At 73.2% G+C, this 21202-nt stretch carries 14 protein-coding genes and 1 riboswitch; of the genes, 4 read left to right on the top strand and 10 right to left on the bottom strand.

The genetic code is table 11. The features are described from left to right. Nucleotides 1-4: 4 nt before the first annotated feature. A complete protein-coding gene (locus IE313_RS32470; protein ID WP_189938618.1) occupies nt 5-1441 on the bottom strand; it encodes a hypothetical protein in 1437 nt (478 codons plus the stop codon). Between the two features lie 632 nt (nt 1442-2073). Here IE313_RS32470 and sepH point away from each other — a divergent pair. Next, nucleotides 2074-3108 carry a septation protein SepH gene (sepH, locus tag IE313_RS32465; protein WP_189938617.1) on the top strand — a complete coding sequence of 345 codons (1035 nt, stop codon included), beginning with the start codon at nt 2074-2076 and terminating at the stop codon, nt 3106-3108. A 68-nt stretch (nt 3109-3176) separates the two neighbouring features. Here sepH and IE313_RS32460 read toward each other — a convergent pair whose 3' ends face one another. Then, nucleotides 3177-4091, bottom strand: coding sequence for a sulfurtransferase (locus IE313_RS32460; protein WP_189938616.1), 915 nt, complete (start codon nt 4089-4091; stop codon nt 3177-3179). A 304-nt stretch (nt 4092-4395) separates the two neighbouring features. Here IE313_RS32460 and IE313_RS32455 point away from each other — a divergent pair, with 304 nt between their 5' ends. After that, on the top strand, nt 4396-5211 hold the full coding sequence (locus IE313_RS32455) for a VOC family protein (protein ID WP_189938615.1): 816 nt from the start codon (nt 4396-4398) through the stop codon (nt 5209-5211). 332 nt (nt 5212-5543) lie between these two features. On the opposite strand, the gene IE313_RS32450 is transcribed toward IE313_RS32455, so the two are convergent. From IE313_RS32450 to IE313_RS32440, 3 genes are all read right to left on the bottom strand, one after another. Continuing rightward, nucleotides 5544-6731 carry an alkaline phosphatase family protein gene (locus IE313_RS32450; RefSeq protein WP_189938613.1) on the bottom strand — a complete coding sequence of 396 codons (1188 nt, stop codon included), beginning with the start codon at nt 6729-6731 and terminating at the stop codon, nt 5544-5546. Next, nucleotides 6731-7330: a DUF5998 family protein gene (locus tag IE313_RS32445; protein WP_189938611.1), complete on the bottom strand. Its 600-nt coding sequence runs from the start codon at nt 7328-7330 to the stop codon at nt 6731-6733. Before IE313_RS32445 ends, IE313_RS32450 begins: the two co-directional genes overlap by 1 nt. Before the next feature lie 315 nt (nt 7331-7645). Further along, the gene (locus tag IE313_RS32440; RefSeq protein ID WP_189938609.1) at nt 7646-10594 is read right to left on the bottom strand and encodes a bifunctional acetate--CoA ligase family protein/GNAT family N-acetyltransferase; all 2949 of its coding nucleotides are present in this window, start codon (nt 10592-10594) and stop codon (nt 7646-7648) included. A 247-nt stretch (nt 10595-10841) separates the two neighbouring features. On the opposite strand from IE313_RS32440, the gene IE313_RS32435 reads away from it, so the two are divergent. Beyond that, nucleotides 10842-11123: an HPr family phosphocarrier protein gene (locus IE313_RS32435; RefSeq protein ID WP_189938607.1), complete on the top strand. Its 282-nt coding sequence runs from the start codon at nt 10842-10844 to the stop codon at nt 11121-11123. A 698-nt stretch (nt 11124-11821) separates the two neighbouring features. On the opposite strand, the gene IE313_RS32430 is transcribed toward IE313_RS32435, so the two are convergent. The 4 genes from IE313_RS32430 to IE313_RS32415 all read right to left on the bottom strand — a co-directional run bounded on the left by IE313_RS32430 (nt 11822) and on the right by IE313_RS32415 (nt 16991). Continuing rightward, nucleotides 11822-12484 (bottom strand): GntR family transcriptional regulator, encoded by a 663-nt coding sequence (locus IE313_RS32430; RefSeq protein ID WP_189938605.1) that lies wholly within the window; start codon nt 12482-12484, stop codon nt 11822-11824. 315 nt (nt 12485-12799) lie between these two features. After that, nucleotides 12800-13588, bottom strand: a complete 789-nt coding sequence (locus IE313_RS32425) for a M23 family metallopeptidase (RefSeq protein ID WP_189938603.1) — start codon at nt 13586-13588, stop codon at nt 12800-12802. A gap of 12 nt (nt 13589-13600) precedes the next feature. Next, nucleotides 13601-13760, bottom strand: a riboswitch (cyclic di-AMP (ydaO/yuaA leader). Between the two features lie 472 nt (nt 13761-14232). Beyond that, on the bottom strand, nt 14233-15615 hold the full coding sequence (locus IE313_RS32420) for a M16 family metallopeptidase (RefSeq protein ID WP_189938633.1): 1383 nt from the start codon (nt 15613-15615) through the stop codon (nt 14233-14235). A gap of 32 nt (nt 15616-15647) precedes the next feature. After that, nucleotides 15648-16991, bottom strand: a complete 1344-nt coding sequence (locus IE313_RS32415; RefSeq protein WP_189938600.1) for a M16 family metallopeptidase — start codon at nt 16989-16991, stop codon at nt 15648-15650. A gap of 242 nt (nt 16992-17233) precedes the next feature. Between IE313_RS32415 and IE313_RS32410 the strand changes: the two genes are divergently transcribed. After that, a complete protein-coding gene (locus IE313_RS32410; RefSeq protein WP_189938599.1) occupies nt 17234-19681 on the top strand; it encodes a DNA gyrase/topoisomerase IV subunit A in 2448 nt (815 codons plus the stop codon). 142 nt (nt 19682-19823) lie between these two features. Here IE313_RS32410 and IE313_RS32405 read toward each other — a convergent pair whose 3' ends face one another. Then, entirely contained in the window at nt 19824-21104 is a 1281-nt protein-coding gene (locus IE313_RS32405) for a CobW family GTP-binding protein (protein WP_189938597.1), read from the bottom strand. Between the last annotated feature and the right edge of the window lie 98 nt (nt 21105-21202).

The raw sequence follows: 21202 nt of genomic DNA, 5'->3' as shown, positions 1-21202 counted from the left end.
CGGGTCAGCCGGTGGGCTGGAGGTCGTGCTCCTGGGTGCCGGGGGTGTTGCCGCCGGTGTCCGGTGTCCCGCCGTCGTCCTGGGTGGGCGTCGGCGTGGGGCTGGCCGGGGGCGTGGACTGGGCGCGGCCCGGGGTGCCGCGGGTGTCGGGCGCGGTGGTGTGCTGTGTGCCCGGGCCTCCCCCGGTGTCCCGGCCCTCGGACGGGGTCGGCGCGGGGGTGGTGCCGGGGGCCTGCGGCTGGTCGGTGCCGGGGGTGGGACTCCCGCCGTCCCGGCCCGCGCCGCCGGCCCCGCCGTCCGGGGGCTGCTCGGAGGGGGTGGCAGGCGGCGTGGTCGGAGTGTGACGGGTGGCGTGCCGGCCGCCGCCGAAGACGTCGCCGATGGTGGTGCCCGCGCTGCCGCCGCCGAGGCTGTGCCCGGACACCAACTCGTAGCCCGTGATGCCGCCCATGGTGACCGCGAAGACCAGCCCGGCCGCGATCAGGGGGCGCCTCAGACCACGCACGCGCGCGTGGTGCACGGTCCCTTCGGAGAACTCCCCCCGGGTGGCGTCCTCGTCGCCGGACTCCCGCGAGACCACCGGTGCCCGTCCCCCGGGCCGGTGCGCAACTCCCTGCGCCTCCTGCGGTCCGGGCCCCTGCGGCCCGCCGGGCCCGATGGCCTGCCGCAGCACACGCGTGACGTCGTCGCGGACGGACGCGGGGTCGGCGGGGCTGCCATGACTGCCGGGACTGCCGGGACTGCCGGGGCCACGCTGGTCACCGGGGCCACGCTGGTCGGCTGGGCCGAAGGGGCCGCCGGGGCCCGGCGGGCCGAGGGGATCGCCGCTGCCGGCGGGCAGCACCACCGTCGGGTCCGCACCAGGCGCCACCTCGGCGGCCGGCACGGGCCGGCCCGGCAGCCGCCCCTGATCGACTCCCGGCAATGCGGGACCCGGCACCGCCGTGGCACCGCCCGCCCACGGGTCCGCGCCCGGCTCGGTCGCGGTGTGACGGACATCCGCGTCCGGAGCATACGGATCCCACGCCTCACTCGCGGCTCCGGCCCCGAAGGGCGCACGGGCGTCGCGAGCCTCCCCGGCACGCCGGGCATCACGGACCCCGGCATCAGCGGGAGAGGGCCGGAAGGTCGCCGGGACCGGGGACCCGTCGTCCTGCCTGGGCACCGGCACCTGACGGGCGCGTGGCTTCGCCTGGGACGCGGCGACGCGTATCCGCTCGCCGGTGCGCCGGAAGAAGTGCTGGAACAGCGGGCCGCCACAGGTGGCGATGGCGCTGACGACGCCGGCCCCGAGGATCGTGCCGTAGACGCCCAGGTTCGCGGCGAACTTCGCCGCCACCACCGCGGCCACGGCGCTGCCCGCCACCTGAGCCGGGTTCAGGTCGAGTCGGCGTTTGCGGCCGGTGGTCTGCGCGGGGTCGTCCGAAGAGGCGTCCGACACGCCCGGGATCCGCAGTTCCGTGTCGCGACGCGGTCCCGTGTCGCCGCGAGGCCCCGTGCCGCGCGCAGCGCCCCGCCCCCCGCGGTCGCCCGCCCCGCCGTCGGCGTACCCCCGCATCTGCCCCCGCGGATCCGGCCTCTTGCCCATCTGTGCCCCTTGCCCACCCTTCTCGGCCGTTTGCACGGGAAATTGCACAGCTAGGGTACGAATGAGCGAAGTATTTTGGTTCCACTTCTGGTGGTTTCGTGAACTACAACACGCACAACCTTCACGCAATCCACCGAAACGTCAGCCAACTCTCGCATCTCTACAGAACTTCAACGGCGCGCCGGTCCACCCGGCTGGCCCAATGGAGTACTGTTGCGAGCCCTGGGCCAGGTCTCCCGCCAGGGTGTCGAGGCCTTCCAGGAGCGCCGAGAGGGGGCACGTTGCACGCCGCGTTGCACAGGGTGGCCAGAGCCGTTACTCAGCGTTGCGGAAAGGTAACCGTGCCATAACGGCGATCCTGGGTCCATGCCCGACACGCCGGGCAACTCGGCAAGGTTGTGGCAGGCTGCACCCGGGCAGGCCACACTCGACTAGCGGAAGCAGCGACGCACGTGACGTCGGCAGGCACCACCCGGGAGGTCCCCATGCCCGAACTGCGTGTCGTGGCCGTCTCAAATGACGGCACACGGCTGGTGCTGAAGGCTGCGGACAGCACGGAGTACACGCTGCCCATCGACGAACGGCTGCGCGCCGCCGTTCGCGGCGACCGTCCCCGCCTCGGCCAGATCGAGATCGAGGTGGAGAGCCATCTCCGCCCGCGCGACATCCAGGCGCGTATACGTGCCGGTGCCACCGCGGAGGAGGTCGCCCAGCTCGCCGGCATCCCCGTCGACCGGGTGCGCCGCTTCGAGGGCCCCGTCCTGGCGGAGCGGGCGTTCATGGCCGAGCGGGCCCGGAAGACCCCCGTGCGCCGTCCCGGCGAGAACATCGGCCCCCAACTGGGCGAGACCGTCCAGGAGCGGCTGCTGATGCGCGGCGCCGAGCGGGACACCGTGCAGTGGGACTCCTGGCGGCGCGACGACGGCACCTGGGAGGTGCTGCTCGTCTACCGCGTCGCGGGCGAGACCCACACGGCGAGCTGGACCTACGACCCGCCGCGCCGCCTCGTGCAGGCCGTGGACGACGAAGCGCGCTCCCTGATCGGCGAGTCCGACGACCTCGCCGCACCGGAGCCGAGCTTCCCGTTCGTCCCGCGGATCGCACGGCTGCCGCGCGAGCGGTCCGTGGAGCGCGGCACCGACCGGCCGAGCCTGCCGGGTCCCAGCGAGCCGCTGGACGACGTCGACCAGGGCCGTGACTCGCTCACCAGCCTGCTGGAGGCCGTGCCGAGCTTCCGCGGCGACCTGGTGGTGCCGGAGCGCTCCGAAACCTCGCCCGACCACGTACCGGAGGAGCCCGAGCAGGAGCCGGAGGCCGAGGAGCCCCCGGCACCGGCGGCCTCGGCCGGCTCCGCGTACGCGGACGTGCTGATGCCGCGTTCGGTCGGCGGCCACCGCGACCGGCTGGTCGGTGCGACGGACCGCCAGGCCGAGGCGGACGGCGTCCGCCCCGGCCGCAGGGCGGCGGTGCCGAGCTGGGACGAGATCGTCTTCGGCACCCGCCGCAAGAAGCAGGAGTAGGGAACCGTATGCGAAGACGGCGGCCGCACCAGTCCGGTGCGGCCGCCCGCTTGCCGTGCGCCGGGTCCTTACCGGGGATCGGGGCCGGTGGCCACCGGACGCGACGGGTCCGACGACCACTGGGACCACGAGCCCACGTACAGGTCCGCCCGGATGCCCGCGACGGCCAGGGCCAGCACCTCATGCGCACCGGAGACTCCGGAACCGCAGTAGACGCCCACCTCGGCACCGCTCGCCGCGCCCAGCGCCGCGAAGCGCTCGGCGAGTTCCCTGGCGGGCCGGAAGCGGCCGTCCGCGGTGACGTTCTCGGTGGTCGGCGCCGACACCGCACCCGGGATGTGGCCGCCCACCCGGTCGATCGGCTCGACATCCCCGCGGTAGCGCTCGGCCGCCCGCGCGTCCAGCAGCACACCGGCCCCGGCCAGCTCCGCGGCGGCGTCCGCGTCGAGCACCCCGGACACCTCGGCCCCGGTTTCGGGACCGTTCGAAACCGGCCGGGATTTGCCCGCTGCCGTTGCGGACACGTCCGAAGCCGATCGCGAACGGCCTGGGACCGGCTGGAAGTCACCAGGTTCCGTCAGCGGCGGCCGGCCGGACTCCAGCGGCCCCTGCCAGACGCCGAGGCCGCCGTCCAGCACCCGGACCGAGGGGTGCCCGGTCCAGCGCAGCAGCCACCAGGCACGTGCCGCCGCCCAGCCCTGCCCGCCGTCGTAGACGACCACGGGGCGGTCCACCCGCACCCCGGCCGCCCGCATGGCCGCGCCGAAGGCCGCGATGTCGGGCAGCGGATGCCGACCGCCCGGCCCGGCGGGACCGGCGAGGTCCGCATCGAGGTCGACGAAGACGGCGCCCGGGACATGGCCCTCCAGGTAGGCCGGCCGCTGGTTCGGGCCGCCGAGCTGCCAGCGCACGTCGAGCAGGAGCGGCGGATTCGGACCGGCGGACTCGGCCATGAGTTCGGATGCAGAGATGATGGCTTCCATGACGCCATCCTTGCGTACGGGGTGGCCCCCTCGCCTCGCTGCGGATACTCTGCTCGGCGACCAGATGCGACCACGGCGCGTACTGGAATGGACACACACTGTGCAACCGACAACATCCGCCGATCAGTCAGAAGAAGCGAAAACCAACGAAGCTCGACGAAAACGGATCAGAAGCAGACAAAGGGCCGAACAGTCAAGGCGAGCAGCTCCAGGGCGTGCGGGTGCGACGGGGGCACGGCCCGCACTCCCCCGCGCGCGGAGCGGCAGCAAAGCGGCACCACGAAGGGGCGAGGAGACAGTGACGATGACCGAGGCACTGGGTTCGACCGGCAGACGGGGTGCCCCCGGGCACCCTCGGCGGACACCGGGAACACCCTGCTGGGTGAGCCTCCTGGTGCCCGACCCTGCGGCGGCACAGGACTTCTACGGAGCGCTGTTCGGCTGGGAGTTCCGGCCGCAGCCGACCGCGACCCCGCTGGGGTCCTACGCCGCGGCACTGCTGGACGGCCGGGAGGTGGCCGTGATCGGCCGGATGCCCACGGACCGCCGGCTGCCCGTCGCCTGGACGCCCTACCTGGCCACGGACGACGTGGACGCCACCGCCGCGATGGTGCGACTGTGCGGTGGCACGGTCGGCTTCGGGCCGCTGGACGCGGGAGCCGCCGGCCGTATCGCGCTGGCCTCCGACCCGGCCGGTGCGGTGTTCGGCATCCGGCAGGGACCGGCCGGACCGGGCCATCCGGTCTCCGGAGTGCCCGGAGCGCCCGCCTGGACGGAACTGATGACCCATGAGTCGGAACGGGTCCTCCGCTTCTACCGGGACGTCTTCGGCTGCACCCACAAGCCGAACGTGTCGGCGGGCCCGGACAGCCTGACGCTGCACACGGCGGACGGCCGACCCGTGGCCTCCGTCTGCGGGGTGGGCAGCACCCGGTTGCAGGGCAGGGGCGCCCACTGGATGACGTACTTCGAGACACAGGACGTCGACGCGACCGCCGAGCGGGCCGCCGATCTCGGCGGCAAGGTGACCGAAGCACCACGGGAGGGCGCCTACGGCCGGGTGGCCACCCTCACCGACCCGGACGGCGCGGCCTTCACGCTGGTGCGCACGCCTGGCTGAGCCCTCCCCGGCGCCCCGGGGCCGCCGTGCCTCCCAGGACATGCCCCGGGACGACTCCGGCATCGGTGACACCCTGGCACGCCGGCCCGGGCCGGGCTCCCGCCGGAGTCCCGACCCGGGCCACCGGGCGCGCGGACCCGCTCCGGCACAGCGCACAGGGGCGCGCCCGGGAGACCGGCACCGGCGCCCCTCGCGGGCACCCCGCGACCACCCCGCGCTCGCCGTCGCCGGGACGCCGGAAACCCCGTCAGGAGGACGGCGGCGCAGCCGTGCCGCGTGCGGCACAGGGGTCGGACCGGCGCCGGAAGGCCACGGAGCTACGGAGCTACGGGTCAGGAACGCACTTCGAGCAGCGGGACCAGTTGCTCCGCGGACGTCATGGAACCGTGATTGCCGACCATGGCCGACTCCTTGGGCTCCTGCCGGCTCGCCGTGATCAGGACGTCGTCCCTGGCCGCCGCGATCACATCGCCCAGCCGCACGTACACCTGCTCGTCGACGCGCGGGCCGAACCACCCCGCGGCGATCGCCTCGTCCTTGCCGGCCACCCAGAACCGGTCGCCGAGCACCTCACGCCAGACCGCGAGCACGTCGCCTGCCGCACCCGGGACCGCGTAGACGTGCCGGGCACGGCCCTCACCGCCGAGCAGCGCGACGCCGGCGCGCAGCTCCCAGTCGTCGTCGAAGTCGATGCGGTGCACCTCGTCGAAGGGGATGTCGACCATCCCGTGGTCCGCGGTGACGTACAGGGCGCTGCGCGGCGGCAGTTGCTCGGCCAGGCGCCGCACCAGGCGGTCCGCGTAGGAGAGCTGGTCGCGCCACGCGTCGGAGTCGACGCCGAAGCGGTGGCCCTTGCCGTCGACGTCCGCGTAGTACGTGTAGACGAGGGAGCGGTCACCGGCGGCGAGCTGCTGGGCGGCGAGGTCCATGCGGTCCTCGCCGGAGAGCCGGCCGTGGAAGGTGCCGCCGCTGAGGGCGACCTCGGTGAGCGGCGTGGTACGGAACGCCGGCGACGACACCTGGGCGGTGTGCACCCCGGCCCCGGCGGCCCTCTGGAAGACGGTGGGGTGGGGCTGCCAGAGCTCCGGGGCCGTCCAGGGCTGCCACCGGAGCTGGTTCATCAGCTCGCCCGTCTCAGGGTTGCGGACCGTGTAGCCCGGCAGGCCGTGCTCCCCCGGGGGCAGCCCGGTGCCCACCGATGCCAGGGAGGTCGCCGTGGTGGCGGGGTAGCCGGCCGTGATGGGGCGTCCCGTGCCGCCGCGGGAGCTGGGCAGGAGGCTGGTCAGGTAGGGAGCCTCGGCCGGGTGGGCCAGCAGTTGCTCCCAGCCGAGGCCGTCGATCAGGAAGACGCAGTTGCGGTCGGCCGGCGTCAGCTCGGGGATCGCGGCGGACGTCCCGGGCACGCCCTGGTGCGCCACGAGGGTCGGCAGCAGGTCGGCGAGCGATCCCGTGCCGTACTGCGGCACCGGGGCGGAGGCCACGGCGAGCAGCTCGGGGGGATCCAGTGCGGGCTGCGCCATCAGTGACCGGTGTCCCTGCCTGTGGCCGTGGTGGCCTCGGAGAGCGCCTGGGCGAAGGCGAGGGTCTGGCGCACCGCCTCGGGGCCGTCGCCCGCCTCGCTGACCCGCAGGCTGAGGTCGTCGGCCGTGGAGCTGCCCGTGTAGCCGTGGTCCGCCTCGCAGTTGGGATCGCCGCAGGCCGCCGGCTCCAGGTCGAGCCGGGAGACGGCACCCCAGCCGATGGTCAGGACGACTTCTCTGGGCAGGCTGCCGGGGGTGTACGACTCCGGGTTGGCCACGACCCGGCTGACCACGACCGACGAGATCCGGCCGATCTTCACGGACTCGGTGGAGGTGGTGGCGTACGGCGTCGGCGAGCTGGAGTCCGCCGCCTGTTCGTCGGTGTGGCTGACGATGAACCGGGTCCCGGTGAGTACGAGGACCGTCACGTGACGGCGCACCTCGTTGGCGTCGAAGGTCGTCTCCTGGTGGACCAGGTACGACCCGATGCCCTCGTCGCCGACCGCGGCCTCCACCGCCTCGGCCACGAGCGCCGGGTAGTAGCCGCTGCGCTCGATCGCCGCGCGCAGCCCCTGGGTCGTCGTACTGGTCTTGGCCATGCCGTCCATCCTACGGCCCTGGGGACCGCCCAAGGTCCCGCAGGAGGCCCGGTCCTCGGCGGGGCTCGCCGCGGTGCCGCGGTGGCGGCTGGGGGGGCATCGGCGGCGGGCACGGGCCGCGCTCCCGGGCCGCGCTCCCGGGGGGCTGGCACGGGCCGTGCGTGCGGGCGAGCGGGTGCGGGAATGGGGCGGGGGCCTGCGGCCCGCGGCGGTGGACGGGTCCGCCGTGCGGCCGCGCCCGGACGTGCGCCCGCCTACGGGCCACCGGCTCGTAGGCGGCCTCCTGGCCGTGCCCGGACGCGCGGCCGTCCTGTGTCAGTAGGCGGGCATGGTGCGGGGCCCGAGGTCGGTGCGGGCGGGCGGCGGCGCGAGCCGCACGGAGGCTCCGAGAACGGACGCCCCGCGGGTGGCCACGACCACGGGCTCCAGCGCGACGGCGACGACCTCCGGATGGTCGTCGACCAGCCGGGAGAGCCTGAGCAGCAGCTCTTCCAGGGCCGCCGTGTCGACGGGTGCCGAGCCCCGCCAGCCGAAGAGGAGCGGCGCGGTCCGGATGGATCTGACCATGGACCTGCTCTCGCGGTCGGTGACCGGGATCAGGCGGTGCGCCATGTCACCGAGGAGTTCGGAGGCCGCGCCGGCCAGCCCGAAGGAGAGCACGGCTCCGGCGACGGGGTCGATGACGGCCCGCACCACCGTGTCGACGCCGCGCGGCGCCATCGCCTGGACGACGGGCAGCAGTTCCCCGGGAGTGCCGAAGGCATCGGTCAGCTCGCCGTACGCGCGGCGCAGTTGCTCCTCGTCCGCGAGGTCGAGGCGGACGCCGCCGAGATCGGCGCGGTGCCGCAGATGGGGGGCGGTGGTCTTGAGGGCCACCGGGTAGCCGAGCGCGGCCGCGGCCGCCGCGGCCCGGTCGGGGTCCGGGGCGGGCAGTGCGGTGCGGACCCCGATGCCGTAGGCGCCGAGCAGCTTCCCGGTGTCCTCGGGGGCGAGGGTGGCCCCGCGCGGGTCGTCCTCCGCACGCGCCAGGAGCTCCCTGATCAGCGCCGCCGCCCGTTTCTCCGCGATGTCGTCGTACTGCGGCACCTTGCCGGGGTCGGCGGCCTCACGGCGCCACTGCGCGTACTCCACGGCCTCGGCGAGCGCGCGGACGGCGCGTTCCGCGGCCGGGTAGGCGGGGATGCGGGGGGCGCGGCCGGCGTCCCGCTCCGCGGGTGGGGCCTGCTGGGCGGGTGGGACCGACCGGGCCGGTGCGGCCGACTGCGCGGGTGGGGCCTGCTCCCCCGCCGGTGCGGGCGGCTCCTGCGCCGCCTCGGGCCGGCCCCGCGCCGCCTGGTCTGCGGGGCCGGGGCGTCCGGGGGACCTTGGTGCGGTGCTGGTGGCCGCGGAGAGCGCGGCGGCGAGGCCGCCCAGCTCGACGTGGACCACGGAGACCGGCTTGTACGGGTACGCGGCGGCGGCCGACCGGAGTGCTCCGGCCAGCACACCGTCCGTCGCGGGGCCGCCGTCCACGGCCGGGATCACGGTGACGATCACCGCGTCGCAGCCGGTGTCGGCCAACGCCCCGCACAAGGCGTCGTGGAAGGCGTCGGGGGTCGCGGCGGTCGTCAGGTCCCTGGGCCGCAGGGGCCGCAGCCCCTCGGAGAGGCAGGCGTCGTAGGTGAGCAGGCCCAGTGACTCGGAGTTCCCGAGGATCGCCACCCTGGGCCCCGCGGGCAAGGGCTGGCCGGCGAGTTGGAGGCCCGCGTCGACCAGTTCGGTGATCGTGTCCACCCGGATCACGCCGGCCTGCCGGAGCAGCGCGGAGACGGTCGCGTGCGGCAGCCGGGTGGCCGGCACGGCGTGGCCGAGCGGCGCGCTTCCACTGTGCCGGGCGCCCTGCACCACGACGAGCGGCTTGGCCGCTGCGGTGCGCCGGGCCAGGCGGGTGAACTTGCGCGGGTTGCCGATGGACTCCAGGTACATCAGCGCGACGTCCGTGTCCGGGTCCTCGTACCAGTACTGCAGGACGTCGTTGCCGGACACATCGGCGCGGTTGCCCGCGGAGACGAAGGTGGAGAGCCCGGCGGCGCCCGCCACTCCCCCGCCGCGTCGGTGCAGCCGGGACAGCAGGGCGATGCCGATCGCCCCGGACTGGGCGAACAGGCCGATCCGCCCGGGCCTCGGCAGTTGGGGCGCGAGTGAGGCGTTGAGCAGGACGTCCGGGGCGGTGTTGACGATGCCGAAGGCGTTCGGACCGATGATCCGCATACCGAAGGACCGGGCCTGCCTGACCAGCTCCCGCTGCCGTGCACGGCCTTCGTCGCCGCTCTCCGCGTAGCCGGACGAGAGCACCACGAGCCCCTGCACGCCGTGCGCTCCGCACGCGTCGACCACCTCGGGCACCCGCGGTGCGGGGACCGCGACCACGGCCAGGTCGACGGGGCCTTCGAGCTCGGCCAGAGTCCGGTGCGCGGGTACCCCGTCGAGCGTCGTCCGCTCCTGCGGGAGTGCCTTGTTCACGGCGTACAGGCGGCCGGTGAAGCCGGCGTCGCGGATGTTGGCCAGCACGCTGCGGCCCACCCCGCCCGGGGCCCTGCTGACGCCGATCACGGCGATCGCGCCGGGTCGCAGCAGCCGCTGCACGGAACGCGCCTCGGCCCGCAGCTCACGGGCCAGCTGGACCGCGCGGGACGCCTCGGTGGGCTCCAGGTCCAGCTCCAGGCACACGACGCCGTCCTCGAAGCTGCGCCGCTGCTGGTAGCCGGCGTCCGTGAACACCTTGATCATCTTGTTGTTGGCGGGCAGCACCTCCGCCGAGAACCTGCGGATGCCGCGCTCGCGCGCCACGGCGGCGATGTGCTCCAGCAGCGCCGACGCCACGCCCCTGCCCTGGTGGGCGTCCTGCACCAGGAAGGCGACCTCGGCCTCGCCGGCGGGCTCCGCGGCCGACCTGCCGCGGTCGTCGATGCGGCTGGCGACGCGGTCGTCGATGCGGTCGTAGCGGACGGTGGCGATGAACTCGCCGCCCACCACCGCCGCGAGGCCCACCCGGTCCACGAAGTCGTGGTGGGTGAAACGGCGTACGTCGTTCGCGGACAGCCGGGGGTAGGGGGCGAAGAAGCGGTAGTACTTCGACTCGTCGGACACCTGTTCGTAGAAGCTGACCAGCCGATCCGCGTCGTCGGCCGTGATCGGCTTGATCCGCGCGGTGCCGCCGTCGCGCAGCACCACGTCGGCCTCCCAGTGGGCGGGGTAGGCGTGCCGGTCCGACGGGCTCTGCATGGGGTCAGCGTACGGCCTGCACGGGCGCGTTTCCGGGCGGGCCGCGGCCGGATCGAAGCCGCGTCGCAGCCGGGGCGCAGCCTGTTCCCGAGGACGCCGACCGCGGTCGGCGGGGCCTGTCCGGCAGCTCCGAAGGGTATGGGAGACTGGTCTAGACAACTACCCGGAGTCATCGCCGCGCCGTCGGCCAGACGGGACGCACGGGACCTCCGCCACATCCGCCGAGAACCTGAAGGGCAGCAGATCCATGGCTGAGCGCCGCGTCAACATCGGCTGGGCCGAGGGGCTTCACGCCCGCCCCGCCTCCATCTTCGTCCGGGCGGCCACGGCCTCGGGCGTGCCGGTGACCATCGCCAGGAGCGACGGCAAGCCGGTGAACGCCGCGTCCATGCTCGCGGTGCTCGGTCTCGGCGCCCAGGGCGGCGAGGAGGTCGTCCTCGCTTCCGACGCGGAAGGGGCGGAGGCAGCCCTGGACCGGCTGGCGAAGCTGGTCTCCGAGGGGCTGGAGGAGCTGCCCGAGACGGTCTGAGGTCGTCTCGACGGGCCGCGCCGGGGCGCCCTCGGCGTAGACGGGGCGTCCTCGGCAAAGACGTCAGCACCGCGGCGCCCCGCCGGCCCTTCGAGGACTCCCCTCGCCCTTCGAGGACTCCCCTCGCCCTTCGAGGACTCCCCTCGCCTTTCGAGGAGCCCCCTCACATTGGCGGACTTCGTCGCCGCTCCGGGGGCTTCAGCCCCCGAGGCTCCCGTCATCACTCCAGGGGGCCCGCTCCGGGGCCTCATCGCCGCCGAGCCGCAGCCGCCGGTCAGCTTCCGGTGGGTGCGGCTTCGTGGTTCCCGGGACGGATCGGACCGGATCCGGCCGGTGGCGCGCTGCTGCAATGTGCTGGGGCAATGCGCGCACGGCCGGGGAAAGTCACGCGATGACGCACCGGGCCGCTCGGGGCAGGGCATGGCGATGCCCGCACGAGCGCGGTTTCGCCGAATACATCGCGGCGGAGTACACCATGCAGCCCATGCGGCCGCACTCCAGCATTTCGCAGCCTGATTCGACGGCGGACAACCACTGCGGATCGGAATTCGGTACGGCGCAACCAGTGGGCGCCAGTCATCGTGCAGCGCACGAAAAATGCGCCGTGGACGAATGAACCCACGCCCACCCGAATATCTGCTGCCTCTTTTTGTACGGGGCGGCTGTTAAAGGTGGTCGCCCGCAGTGTGTACGGCGTGTTACGAAGCCCTCACGCGGTCGGGGCGGGTGGGGGTCCTGGGGAAGCGCAGGCGGTGGGCCGAGACGCTCCGTTCGGTGTGCACGGTGGTCACCGCGCGGGCACGCTCGGCGTCACCGCGGGCCACCGCGTCGAGGATCGCGGCGTGCTCAGCCCAGGACTCGGCGGAACGCTCGGCGACGTCGACCGTGTACATCCAGGCGATCTTGTGCCGGAGCTGGGTGAGCAGGGCGGTCAGGCCCGGACTGCCCGAGGCTTGGGCCAGGGTCTCGTGGAACCAGCTCTCCAGCGAGCGCAGATCCTCGCCGTGACCACGCCTGACGCGGTCGTGGCCCAGGCGCACCAGACCCCTGAGCACCTTCAGATGGGCCTCGGTGCGGCGCTGTGCCGCGCGCGCCGCACCGAGCGGCTCCAGGAGCGCACGGATCTCCAGGAGGTCGGCGGCCTCCTGCTCGGTGGGTTCGGCGACACACGCTCCCGCGTGTCTGCGGGTGACGACGAAGCCCTCGGCCTCCAGGGTGCGCAGCGCCTCGCGGACCGGGATGCGCGAGACGCCGTAGCGGCGTGCGAGGACTTCCTCGGTGAGCCGGCCGCCGCGCTCGAGAGCACCGGAGACGATGTCGTCCCGGATGGCCGTGCATACCGAGTGCGCGGGAATGCGCATGACCCGACCTCCGCCCTGATCTCCGCGAGAACGCGGCCCAACGAAGCCTGTTCGGCGACTCTATTGCAGAATGCCGAATTTCCGAAGGGCGGCGGGAACCCATGGGTATTTTTTGGACTGCACGCCCAAGACCGCTCACCGCGGTGTCCGGCATGCAGGATTTCGGCGCCTTCCGGCCCCGCGGTTCTTTCCGCGGGGCCGTCCCGGGTCCGGACTCATTGCCCGGACCCATTGCCGGGCCGTCGTCCGGGCTCGTCCTCCGCGCTTGCCGTACGCAGTGGCGTCAGGACTTGCCCCGACTCGGTTCGCAAAGCGTCAGACGACGACCCCGTGGGAGCGGAGGTAGGCCACCGGGTCGATGTCGGAGCCGTAGTCGGGTGCGGTGCGGGCCTCGAAGTGCAGATGGGGTCCCGTGACGTTGCCGGTGGCCCCGGAGAGGGCGATGCGCTGCCCCGGGGCGACGCTCTGACCGACGGTGACGCCGAGGGAGGACAGGTGGCCGTACTGGGTGTAGGTGCCGTCGTGCATCCTGATGACGATGTCGTTGCCGTAGGCACCGGCCCAGCCCGCTTCGACGACGGTGCCGGCGCCCACCGCGCGCACGGGAGTGCCGGTGGCGGCGTGGAAGTCGATGCCCGTGTGACTGCCGGAGGACCACAGGGAGCCGCCCGTCCGGTAGCCCGTGGTGACGTACGAGCCGATGATCGGGACGACATAGCCGGTGAGGCCGCCCCGCACCGCGGCGCGGGCGGCCCGCTTCTTGGCTGCGCGGTGCTTCTCGATCCTGCCTTCGGCCCTGCGCTTGGCCTGTCCGGCCGCCTTCCAGGCCCGCTCCTCGGCCTTGCGGCGGGCCGCGGCCTCATCGGCCGCCTGCCGCTGGGCGGCCGCCTGTGCGCCGATCCGGTCGGCCGTCGAGGCCCCGCTGGAGAGCGCACGGGTCAGCCCGGCCCCCTCGGGCGGTCGCTCGGCGGCGAGTGCGGGTGCTGCGGTGAGGCCACCGATGACGCCGGTGGCGGTGAGTGCGGCGATGCCGGCCGCGTACGCGGTGGATCGCACGAGACGGCTGGGACGGCGGTACTTCCCGATGGCACGGGTGAACGCCATGAAGCGGCTGGTCCTTTCCCTCCTTCTCGCCTACCGGGTTAGCTGACGGGTTCGGAGCAGGAAGGTCTCCTACGGAAGGCCCTCTCGGGAAGGGCAGTCCGATTCACCCCGGGACATGTGGGTCCCCGGCTCCCCCGGGCTCACGCCGTGGGGGACTCGGCGATGGCTGTCCGGCGCCACGGGCGCGGCGCAGGTCCGACGAACAGCCGGACCGACGCTAATCGGGACATCTACCACCCAACAAACAGATCAGCGCTTTTGTAGTGCAGGCCACACGGGCAGATGGGCTGTCTTTCTATCAATTCGGACAGGTGTCGGGTGAATTCAGGGGCTTCGGCCGCTGAGATGTCGACGGATGTGGTATGCGTCGCGATTTCGGATGCGACACCCGTAACTGCGGTGATGCCCCGGGGCCGTTCGCGTACGGCGCCCGCGGGTGCGCGGACGGTTCGCGGACCGGCCTGCGTGACCGCGTCGGGCGCGTGGGCACAGCCCTCCGGCCGCACCGCTGTGCCCTCCAACCGCCTGGACCGGTACGGCCCCGGGCCGCCCCAAAGCCCCGCCTTGCGCACCACCCGCCCGGTGCGGGCCTCCGTCCGCCGCGACGGACGGACACCCGCACCGACCGGGCCTGCGGGTGGGCGTCAGCCCGAGACCACCGTGACCTCGCCGATGCCGAGCGCGCGCACCGGCTCCTCGATCTGCGAGGCGTCCCCGACGAGCACGGTGACGAGCCGGTCCACCGGGAACGCGCTCACCACCGCGGCCGTGGCCTCGACCGTGCCGGTGGTGGCGAAGCGCTGGTACAGGTGGCCCTGGTAGTCGTCCGGCAGGTGCTGCTCGACCTGGTCGGCCAGGGTGCCGGCGACGGCGGCGGCCGTCTCGTACTTGAGCGGGGCCACGCCGACCAGGTTCTGTACGGCGACATCGCGCTCGTCGTCGGTGAGCCCGTCGGCCGCGAGGGTGCGCAGCACCTTCCAGAGGTCGTCCAGGGCGGGGCCCGTGGAGGCCGTGTCGACCGATCCGGAGATCGCCATCATGGCGGCACCCGTGGCACCCTCCGGGGACGAGGGCGCGGGCGAGCGCAGCACCTGTGTGAAGGCGCGCACGCCGTAGGTGTAGCCCTTCTCCTCGCGCAGCACACGGTCGAGCCGCGAGGTGAGCGTGCCGCCCAGGCAGTAGGTGCCGAGCACCTGCGCGGGCCAGACGCGGTCGTGGCGGTCGGGCCCGATCCGGCCGATCAGCAACTGCGTCTGGACGGCGCCCGGCCGGTCCACGATGACCACACGGCCCGTGTCGTCCGCGGTGATCGGCGGCACGGGGCGCGGGGCGGCGGTGCCGCCGGTCCAGGAGCCCAGGGTGTCGGCGAGGACCGCGTCCAGGTCGGTGCCCGCGAGGTCGCCCACCACGACCGCGCTGGCCGTCGCGGGGCGTACGTGCTTCTCGTAGAAGGCGCGCACCGCCGCGGCGTCGATGGCGGCGACGGTCTCCTCGGTGCCCTGCCGGGGCCGCGACATGCGCGAGGTCCGCGGGAAGAGCTCCTTGGAGAGCTCCTTGGCGGCGCGGCGTGCCGGGTTGGCGCTCTCGTGCGGGATCTCGTCCAGGCGGTTGCGTACGAGGCGCTCGATCTCGCTGTCCGCGAAGGCGGGCGCGCGGAGGGCGTCCGCGAGCAGGCCGAGCGCCTTGGGCAGCCGTGAGACGGGCACCTCCAGGGAGAGCCGCACCCCCGGGTGGTCGGCGTGCGCGTCCAGGGTGGCGCCGCAGCGCTCCAGCTCGGCGGCGAAGTCCTCGGCGGAGTGCTTGTCGGTGCCTTCCGAGAAGGCGCGCGCCATGATCGTTGCCACCCCGTCGAGGCCCTCCGGCTCCGCTTCCAGGGGGCTGTCGAGCAGTACCTCCACGGCGACGACCTGCTGGCCGGGACGGTGGCAGCGCAGCAGTGTCAGGCCGTTGTCGAGCGCTCCGCGCTCGGGCGTGGGGAACGCCCAGGGCCTTGCCTCGCCGGCCTGGGGCCGGGGGTGGAACTCCATCGTCGAACCCTGTTCTGACGTCGCGGCCTCGGTCACTTCGCCGCCTCCTCGTCCTCGTCGGTGCTGTCGGCGTCGTCGGTGGGTTCGTAGACGAGCACCGCGCGGTTGTCCGGGCGTAGCTGGGCCCTCGCGGCCTCCTGGACCTCCTCGGCGGTGACCTCCAGGGCCCGCTGGACGGCGGTCAGGGCCAACTGCGGGTCGCCGAAGAGGACGGCGTACCTGCAGAGTTCGTCGGCGCGACCCGCGACGGTGCCGAGCCGGTCGAGCCACTCGCGCTCCAACTGCGCCTGGGCGCGCTCCATTTCGCCGGGGGTCGGGCCCTCCTGTGCGAACCTGGCCAGCTCCTCGTCGACGGCACCCTCGATGGCGGGGATCTCCACGTCACCGGACGCCTTCACGTCCAGCCAGCCCAGGGACGGTGCGCCCGCAAGACGCAGCAGCCCGAAACCGGCCGCCACGGCGGTGCGGTCACGGCGCACGAGGCGGTTGTAGAGGCGGGACGACTCACCGCCGCCCAGGATGGTCAGCGCGAGGTCGGCGGCGTCGCACGCGCGCGTGCCGTCCTCCGGGAGGCGGTAGGCGGCCATCAGGGCACGGGCCGGGACCTCCTCCTCGACGACCTCGCGGAGCTGCTCGCCGATGATCTCGGGCAGGCCCCCGTCCCGGGGCGCGGGCTTGCCGTGGTAGGCGGGGATGCTGCCGAAGTACTTCTCGGCCCAGGCCAGCGTCTGCTCCGGGTCGATGTCGCCGACGACGGACAGCACGGCGTTGTTAGGCGCGTAGTACGTGCGGAAGAACTCCTGGGCGTCCTCAAGGGTGGCCGCGTCCAGGTCCGCCATCGAGCCGATCGGGGTGTGATGGTACGGGTGGCCCTCCGGGTAGGCGAGGGCCGTCAGCTTCTCGAAGGCGGTGCCGTAGGGGACGTTGTCGTAGCGCTGGCGGCGCTCGTTCTTGACGACGTCGCGCTGGTTGTCGAGGGACTCCTGGTCGAGCGCGGCGAGCAGCGAGCCCATCCGGTCGGCCTCCAGCCACAGGGCAAGCTCAAGCTGGTGGGCGGGCATGGTCTCGAAGTAGTTGGTGCGTTCGAAGCTCGTGGTGCCGTTCAGCGAGCCGCCGGCCCCCTGCACCAGCTCGAAGTGACCGTTGCCGTGCACCTGCTTCGAGCCCTGGAACATCAGGTGCTCGAAGAGGTGTGCCAGGCCCGTGCGGCCGCTGACCTCGTGGCGGGAGCCGACGTCGTACCAGAGGCAGACCGCGGCGACCGGGGTCAGGTGGTCCTCGGAGAGCACCACGCGCAGGCCGTTGGCCAGGCGGTGCTCGGTCGCTGTCAGGCCGCCGGAGCCGGCCTGCGCTGTGGCCGTGTGACCCATGGGCATGTACGTCCCTTCGATCGCGAAAGCTGTGGAAACGCCCTGCGGGGCGTCGGGCGCCTGGCGCCGGTCCGCCCACTGTATGCAAGCGTGCTGACACCTCGCGAAGTTCCCGGCCGAGCGGTGTCGCGGACGCCGTTCGGACGGGTCGCGGTCCGCGATGTCACACGGGCGGTCCACAATGGACCGCATCAAACCCGTTCACGCCCCGGCAGTACCGGCAGCCCTGTGAAGGAGCCGCAGCAGCGATGGCCCGCCGCAGCACGAAGACACCGCCGCCCGACGAACCGTTCGAGGAGAGGATCCTCGACATCGACGTCGTCGACGAGATGCAGGGCTCCTACCTCGAGTACGCCTACTCGGTCATCTACTCCCGCGCCCTGCCGGACGCCCGGGACGGCATGAAGCCGGTGCACCGCCGCATCGTCTACCAGATGAACGAGATGGGCCTGCGCCCCGACCGCGGCTATGTGAAGTGCGCCCGCGTCGTCGGCGAGGTCATGGGAAAGCTGCACCCCCACGGTGACGCGTCGATCTACGACGCCCTGGTGCGCATGGCCCAGCCGTTCAGCATGCGCCTGCCGCTGGTGGACGGCCACGGCAACTTCGGCTCGCTGGGCAACGACGACCCGCCCGCCGCCATGCGGTACACCGAATGCCGGATGGCGGACGCCACCTCGCTGATGACGGAGTCGATCGACGAGGACACGGTCGACTTCAACCCGAACTACGACGGCCAGGAGCAGGAGCCGGCGGTCCTCCCCGCCGCCTACCCGAACCTGCTGGTCAACGGCGCGTCCGGAATCGCCGTCGGCATGGCGACGAACATGCCGCCGCACAATCTCCGCGAGGTCGTCGCGGCCGCCCGCCATCTGATCAGGTACCCGGGCGCCGACCTGGAGACCCTGATGAAGTACATCCCGGGCCCCGACCTGCCCACCGGCGGCCGGATCGTCGGCCTCGCCGGCATCAGGGACGCGTACGAGTCGGGCCGCGGCACCTTCAAGATCAGGGCGACCGCCTCCGTGGAGAACGTGACGCCGCGCCGCAAGGGCCTGGTCGTGACCGAGCTGCCCTTCGCGGTGGGCCCCGAGAAGGTGATCGCCAAGATCAAGGACCTGGTCGGCGCCAAGAAGCTGCAGGGCATCGCGGACGTCAAGGACCTCACGGACCGTGCCCACGGCCTGCGCCTGGTGATCGAGATCAAGAACGGCTTCGTCCCGGAGGCCGTCCTGGAGCAGCTCTACAAGCTGACTCCCATGGAGGAGTCCTTCGGTATCAACAACGTCGCGCTGGTCGACGGCCAGCCGCTGACGCTGGGCCTCAAGGAACTCCTGGAGGTCTACCTCGACCACCGCTTCGACGTGGTCCGCCGCCGCAGTGAGTTCCGCCGCGGCAAGAAGCGCGACCGGCTCCACCTGGTCGAGGGGCTCCTCGTCGCCCTGGTGGACATCGACGAGGTCATCCGCCTCATCCGTTCCAGTGAGAACTCCGCCCAGGCGAAGCAGCGCCTGATGGACCGCTTCTCCCTGAGCGAGGTCCAGACCCAGTACATCCTGGACACCCCGCTGCGCCGCCTGACCAAGTTCGACCGCATCGAGCTGGAGTCGGAGCGCGACAAGCTCAGGGCCGAGATCGAGGAGCTCACCCGGATCCTGGACTCCGACGCCGAGCTGCGCAAGCTGGTCTCGGCAGAACTCTCCGCGGTCGCCAAGAAGTTCGGCACCGACCGGCGTTCCGTCCTGCTGGAGTCCGCGGACGTCCCGGCGGTCGCCGTGCCCCTCCAGGTCGCGGACGATCCCTGCCACGTCCTGCTGTCGTCCACCGGCCTGCTGGCCCGTACGGCGACGGGCCGGCCGTTCGTCCCGGAGGGCAGGCGTGCCAAGCACGACGTCATCGTCTCCTCCGTGCCCGCGACGGCCCGCGGTGAGGTGGGCGCGGTCACCTCGGCGGGGCGGCTGCTGAGGCTGGCGGTGGTCGACCTGCCGCAGTTGCCCGAGCCGGCCGCCACCCTGTCCGGTGGCGCGCCCGTCGCGGAGTTCCTGTCCCTGGAGGCGGACGAGGAACTGGTGTGCCTGACCACCCTGGACGAGTCCTCTCCCGGCCTCGCGCTCGGCACCCAGCACGGCGTCGTCAAGCGCGTCGTCCCCGACTACCCGGCGAACAAGGACGAGTTGGAGGTCATCTCCCTGCGGGAGGGCGACCGCATCGTCGGCGCGGCCGAGCTGCGCACCGGCGAGGAAGATCTGATCTTCATCACCGACGACGCCCAGTTGCTGCGCTTCCCGGCGTCCCAGGTGCGTCCGCAGGGGCGGCCCGCCGGTGGTATGGCGGGCATCAAGCTCACCGAGGGGGCGAAGGTGATCTCCTTCACCGCCGTGGACCCGTCGGTGGACGCGGTGGTGTTCACGGTCGCCGGATCGCGCGGCACACTCGACGACTCGGTCCAGACGACCGCGAAGGTCACGCCCTTCGACCAGTACCCGCGCAAGGGACGTGCCACGGGCGGGGTGCGCTGCCAGCGGTTCCTCAAGGGCGAGGACTGCCTGCGCCTGGCCTGGGCAGGCCCCACGCCGGCGCGCGCGGCGCAGAAGAACGGCACCCCGGTCGAGCTTCCCGAGATCGACCCGCGGCGCGACGGTTCGGGCGTGTCGCTGCAGAAGACGGTGGCGGTGGTGGCCGGGCCGCTCACCTAGGGGACCGGCGGGTGGGCGGCGCGGGCACCTGGGCGCCGCTCACCAGACCGGGAGAGGGCTCCGCGGGTCCTGGGCGCGGCCCCTGCCGCGGGCCGGGCGTGGACGGCTCCCGCGGGCAGGGGGCGCCACGCCCGGGAGCGGTTCACGGCGCCTGTGTGCGGCCCGTGCCTCCCGCGTCCGAATACTCGGTGCTCCCGGTGTCCCCGACGCCATCGGTGTCCGTCGCAGCCGCGTCGCCTCTGTCCACGTCCGCGGTGCCCCCGGCGTCCGCGGCGCCGGCCGGGTCGTCCTCGTCCGCGCTGCGCCGCACATAGCGCAGGACGCCCCACATACCGTGCTCGTCGGGCGGCTCCTGCGCCCCGGACGTGGTGATCCGGCAGGCGGCCAGCCCTTCGAGGAGGGCGTCGCCGTCGATGGCCGAACCGATGAGCACCAGTCGGGTGAAGCGGCCGCCACCGACGCCCCAGTTCTCCGACGGCAGGGGCAGTGAGGCCCACGGCTCGGACGCCCACGCACCGGGCATCGGCGGCTCGGGGGTGGCGGGCACGCTGGACCAGGGTTCGGGTGAGAAGCGCAGGAAGCGTCCGACGGCGTGCACCTCGTAGCGGTTGACCGGATCGGCGGCACCGAAGTCGATGTAGCCCTTGATGCGGTACAGGCCCTTGGGGCGGCTGTCGAGGAACGCCATGGTCCTGCGCGGGTCCATCGGCATGCCGGAGGTGAAGGAGACGCTGTCGTAGGCCAGGTGGAGGTGCTCGTGGTCCGCATGGCCCTCGTGGGCCCGCAGGTCGTCGAACGACAGTTGCCCCACCCGTTCGGTGACCGCCTTGCGGTCGAAGAGCAGCTCGGGGTCGATCCGCCCGTAGGAGGCGCACACCACGGCGGCGCGGTCGGTCAGTGAGCGCACCACGCCGAGGGTCTGCTCCCGGGCGGCCGCGTCCACTCGGTCGGTCTTGTTCAGCACCACCAGGTCGGCGATGCGCAGATGGCGCTCGATTTCGGGGTGCCGCTCCCTGGTGGCGTCGAACTCGGCGGCGTCGACGACCTCCACCAGCCCCCCGTAGACGACCCGCGGGTTCTCGCTGGCGAGCACCATCCGCGCGAGCTCCCGGGGCTCGGCGAGGCCGCTCGCCTCGATGACGATCACGTCGATGCCCGCGGCCGGCCCGGTCAGCCGGTCCAGGTACGCGTCGAGTTCGCTGACGTCCACGGCACAGCACAGGCAGCCGTTGCCGAGCGAGACGGTCGAGTCCCCGAGCTGGCCGGCCACGGCCATGGCGTCGATCTCGATCGCGCCGAAGTCATTGACCACGGCCGCGATACGGCTGCCTCTGCTGCTGTGCAGGAGGTGGTTGAGGAGGGTGGTCTTGCCGGACCCGAGGAAGCCGGCGAGCACGACGACAGGGATCTGCTGGTCAGTCACGTGCGGCCTCTCTCGCGCGCTCGCTACGACGCATGGGGGGTGCGGTACGGCCCCAGGATACGAGTGCGGAACGCGACGGGGCGAACCTCGCGTCTCAA

This window comes from Streptomyces sulfonofaciens, from assembly GCF_014656295.1.
In the GTDB taxonomy this organism is placed as follows: domain Bacteria; phylum Actinomycetota; class Actinomycetes; order Streptomycetales; family Streptomycetaceae; genus Streptomyces; species Streptomyces sulfonofaciens.
Note: the sequence above shows the minus strand (reverse complement) of the source record. Positions and strands in the feature narration are given on the sequence as shown.

Coding starts and splice junctions, on each gene's coding strand:
- sepH (WP_189938617.1), top strand. CDS start 2,074: ATGCCCGAACTGCGTGTCGTGGCCGTCTCAAATGACGGCACACGGCTG.
- IE313_RS32460 (WP_189938616.1), bottom strand. CDS start 4,091: ATGGAAGCCATCATCTCTGCATCCGAACTCATGGCCGAGTCCGCCGGT.
- IE313_RS32455 (WP_189938615.1), top strand. CDS start 4,396: ATGACCGAGGCACTGGGTTCGACCGGCAGACGGGGTGCCCCCGGGCAC.
- IE313_RS32450 (WP_189938613.1), bottom strand. CDS start 6,731: ATGGCGCAGCCCGCACTGGATCCCCCCGAGCTGCTCGCCGTGGCCTCC.
- IE313_RS32445 (WP_189938611.1), bottom strand. CDS start 7,330: ATGGCCAAGACCAGTACGACGACCCAGGGGCTGCGCGCGGCGATCGAG.
- IE313_RS32440 (WP_189938609.1), bottom strand. CDS start 10,594: ATGCAGAGCCCGTCGGACCGGCACGCCTACCCCGCCCACTGGGAGGCC.
- IE313_RS32435 (WP_189938607.1), top strand. CDS start 10,842: ATGGCTGAGCGCCGCGTCAACATCGGCTGGGCCGAGGGGCTTCACGCC.
- IE313_RS32430 (WP_189938605.1), bottom strand. CDS start 12,484: ATGCGCATTCCCGCGCACTCGGTATGCACGGCCATCCGGGACGACATC.
- IE313_RS32425 (WP_189938603.1), bottom strand. CDS start 13,588: ATGGCGTTCACCCGTGCCATCGGGAAGTACCGCCGTCCCAGCCGTCTC.
- IE313_RS32420 (WP_189938633.1), bottom strand. CDS start 15,615: ATGGAGTTCCACCCCCGGCCCCAGGCCGGCGAGGCAAGGCCCTGGGCG.
- IE313_RS32415 (WP_189938600.1), bottom strand. CDS start 16,991: ATGCCCATGGGTCACACGGCCACAGCGCAGGCCGGCTCCGGCGGCCTG.
- IE313_RS32410 (WP_189938599.1), top strand. CDS start 17,234: ATGGCCCGCCGCAGCACGAAGACACCGCCGCCCGACGAACCGTTCGAG.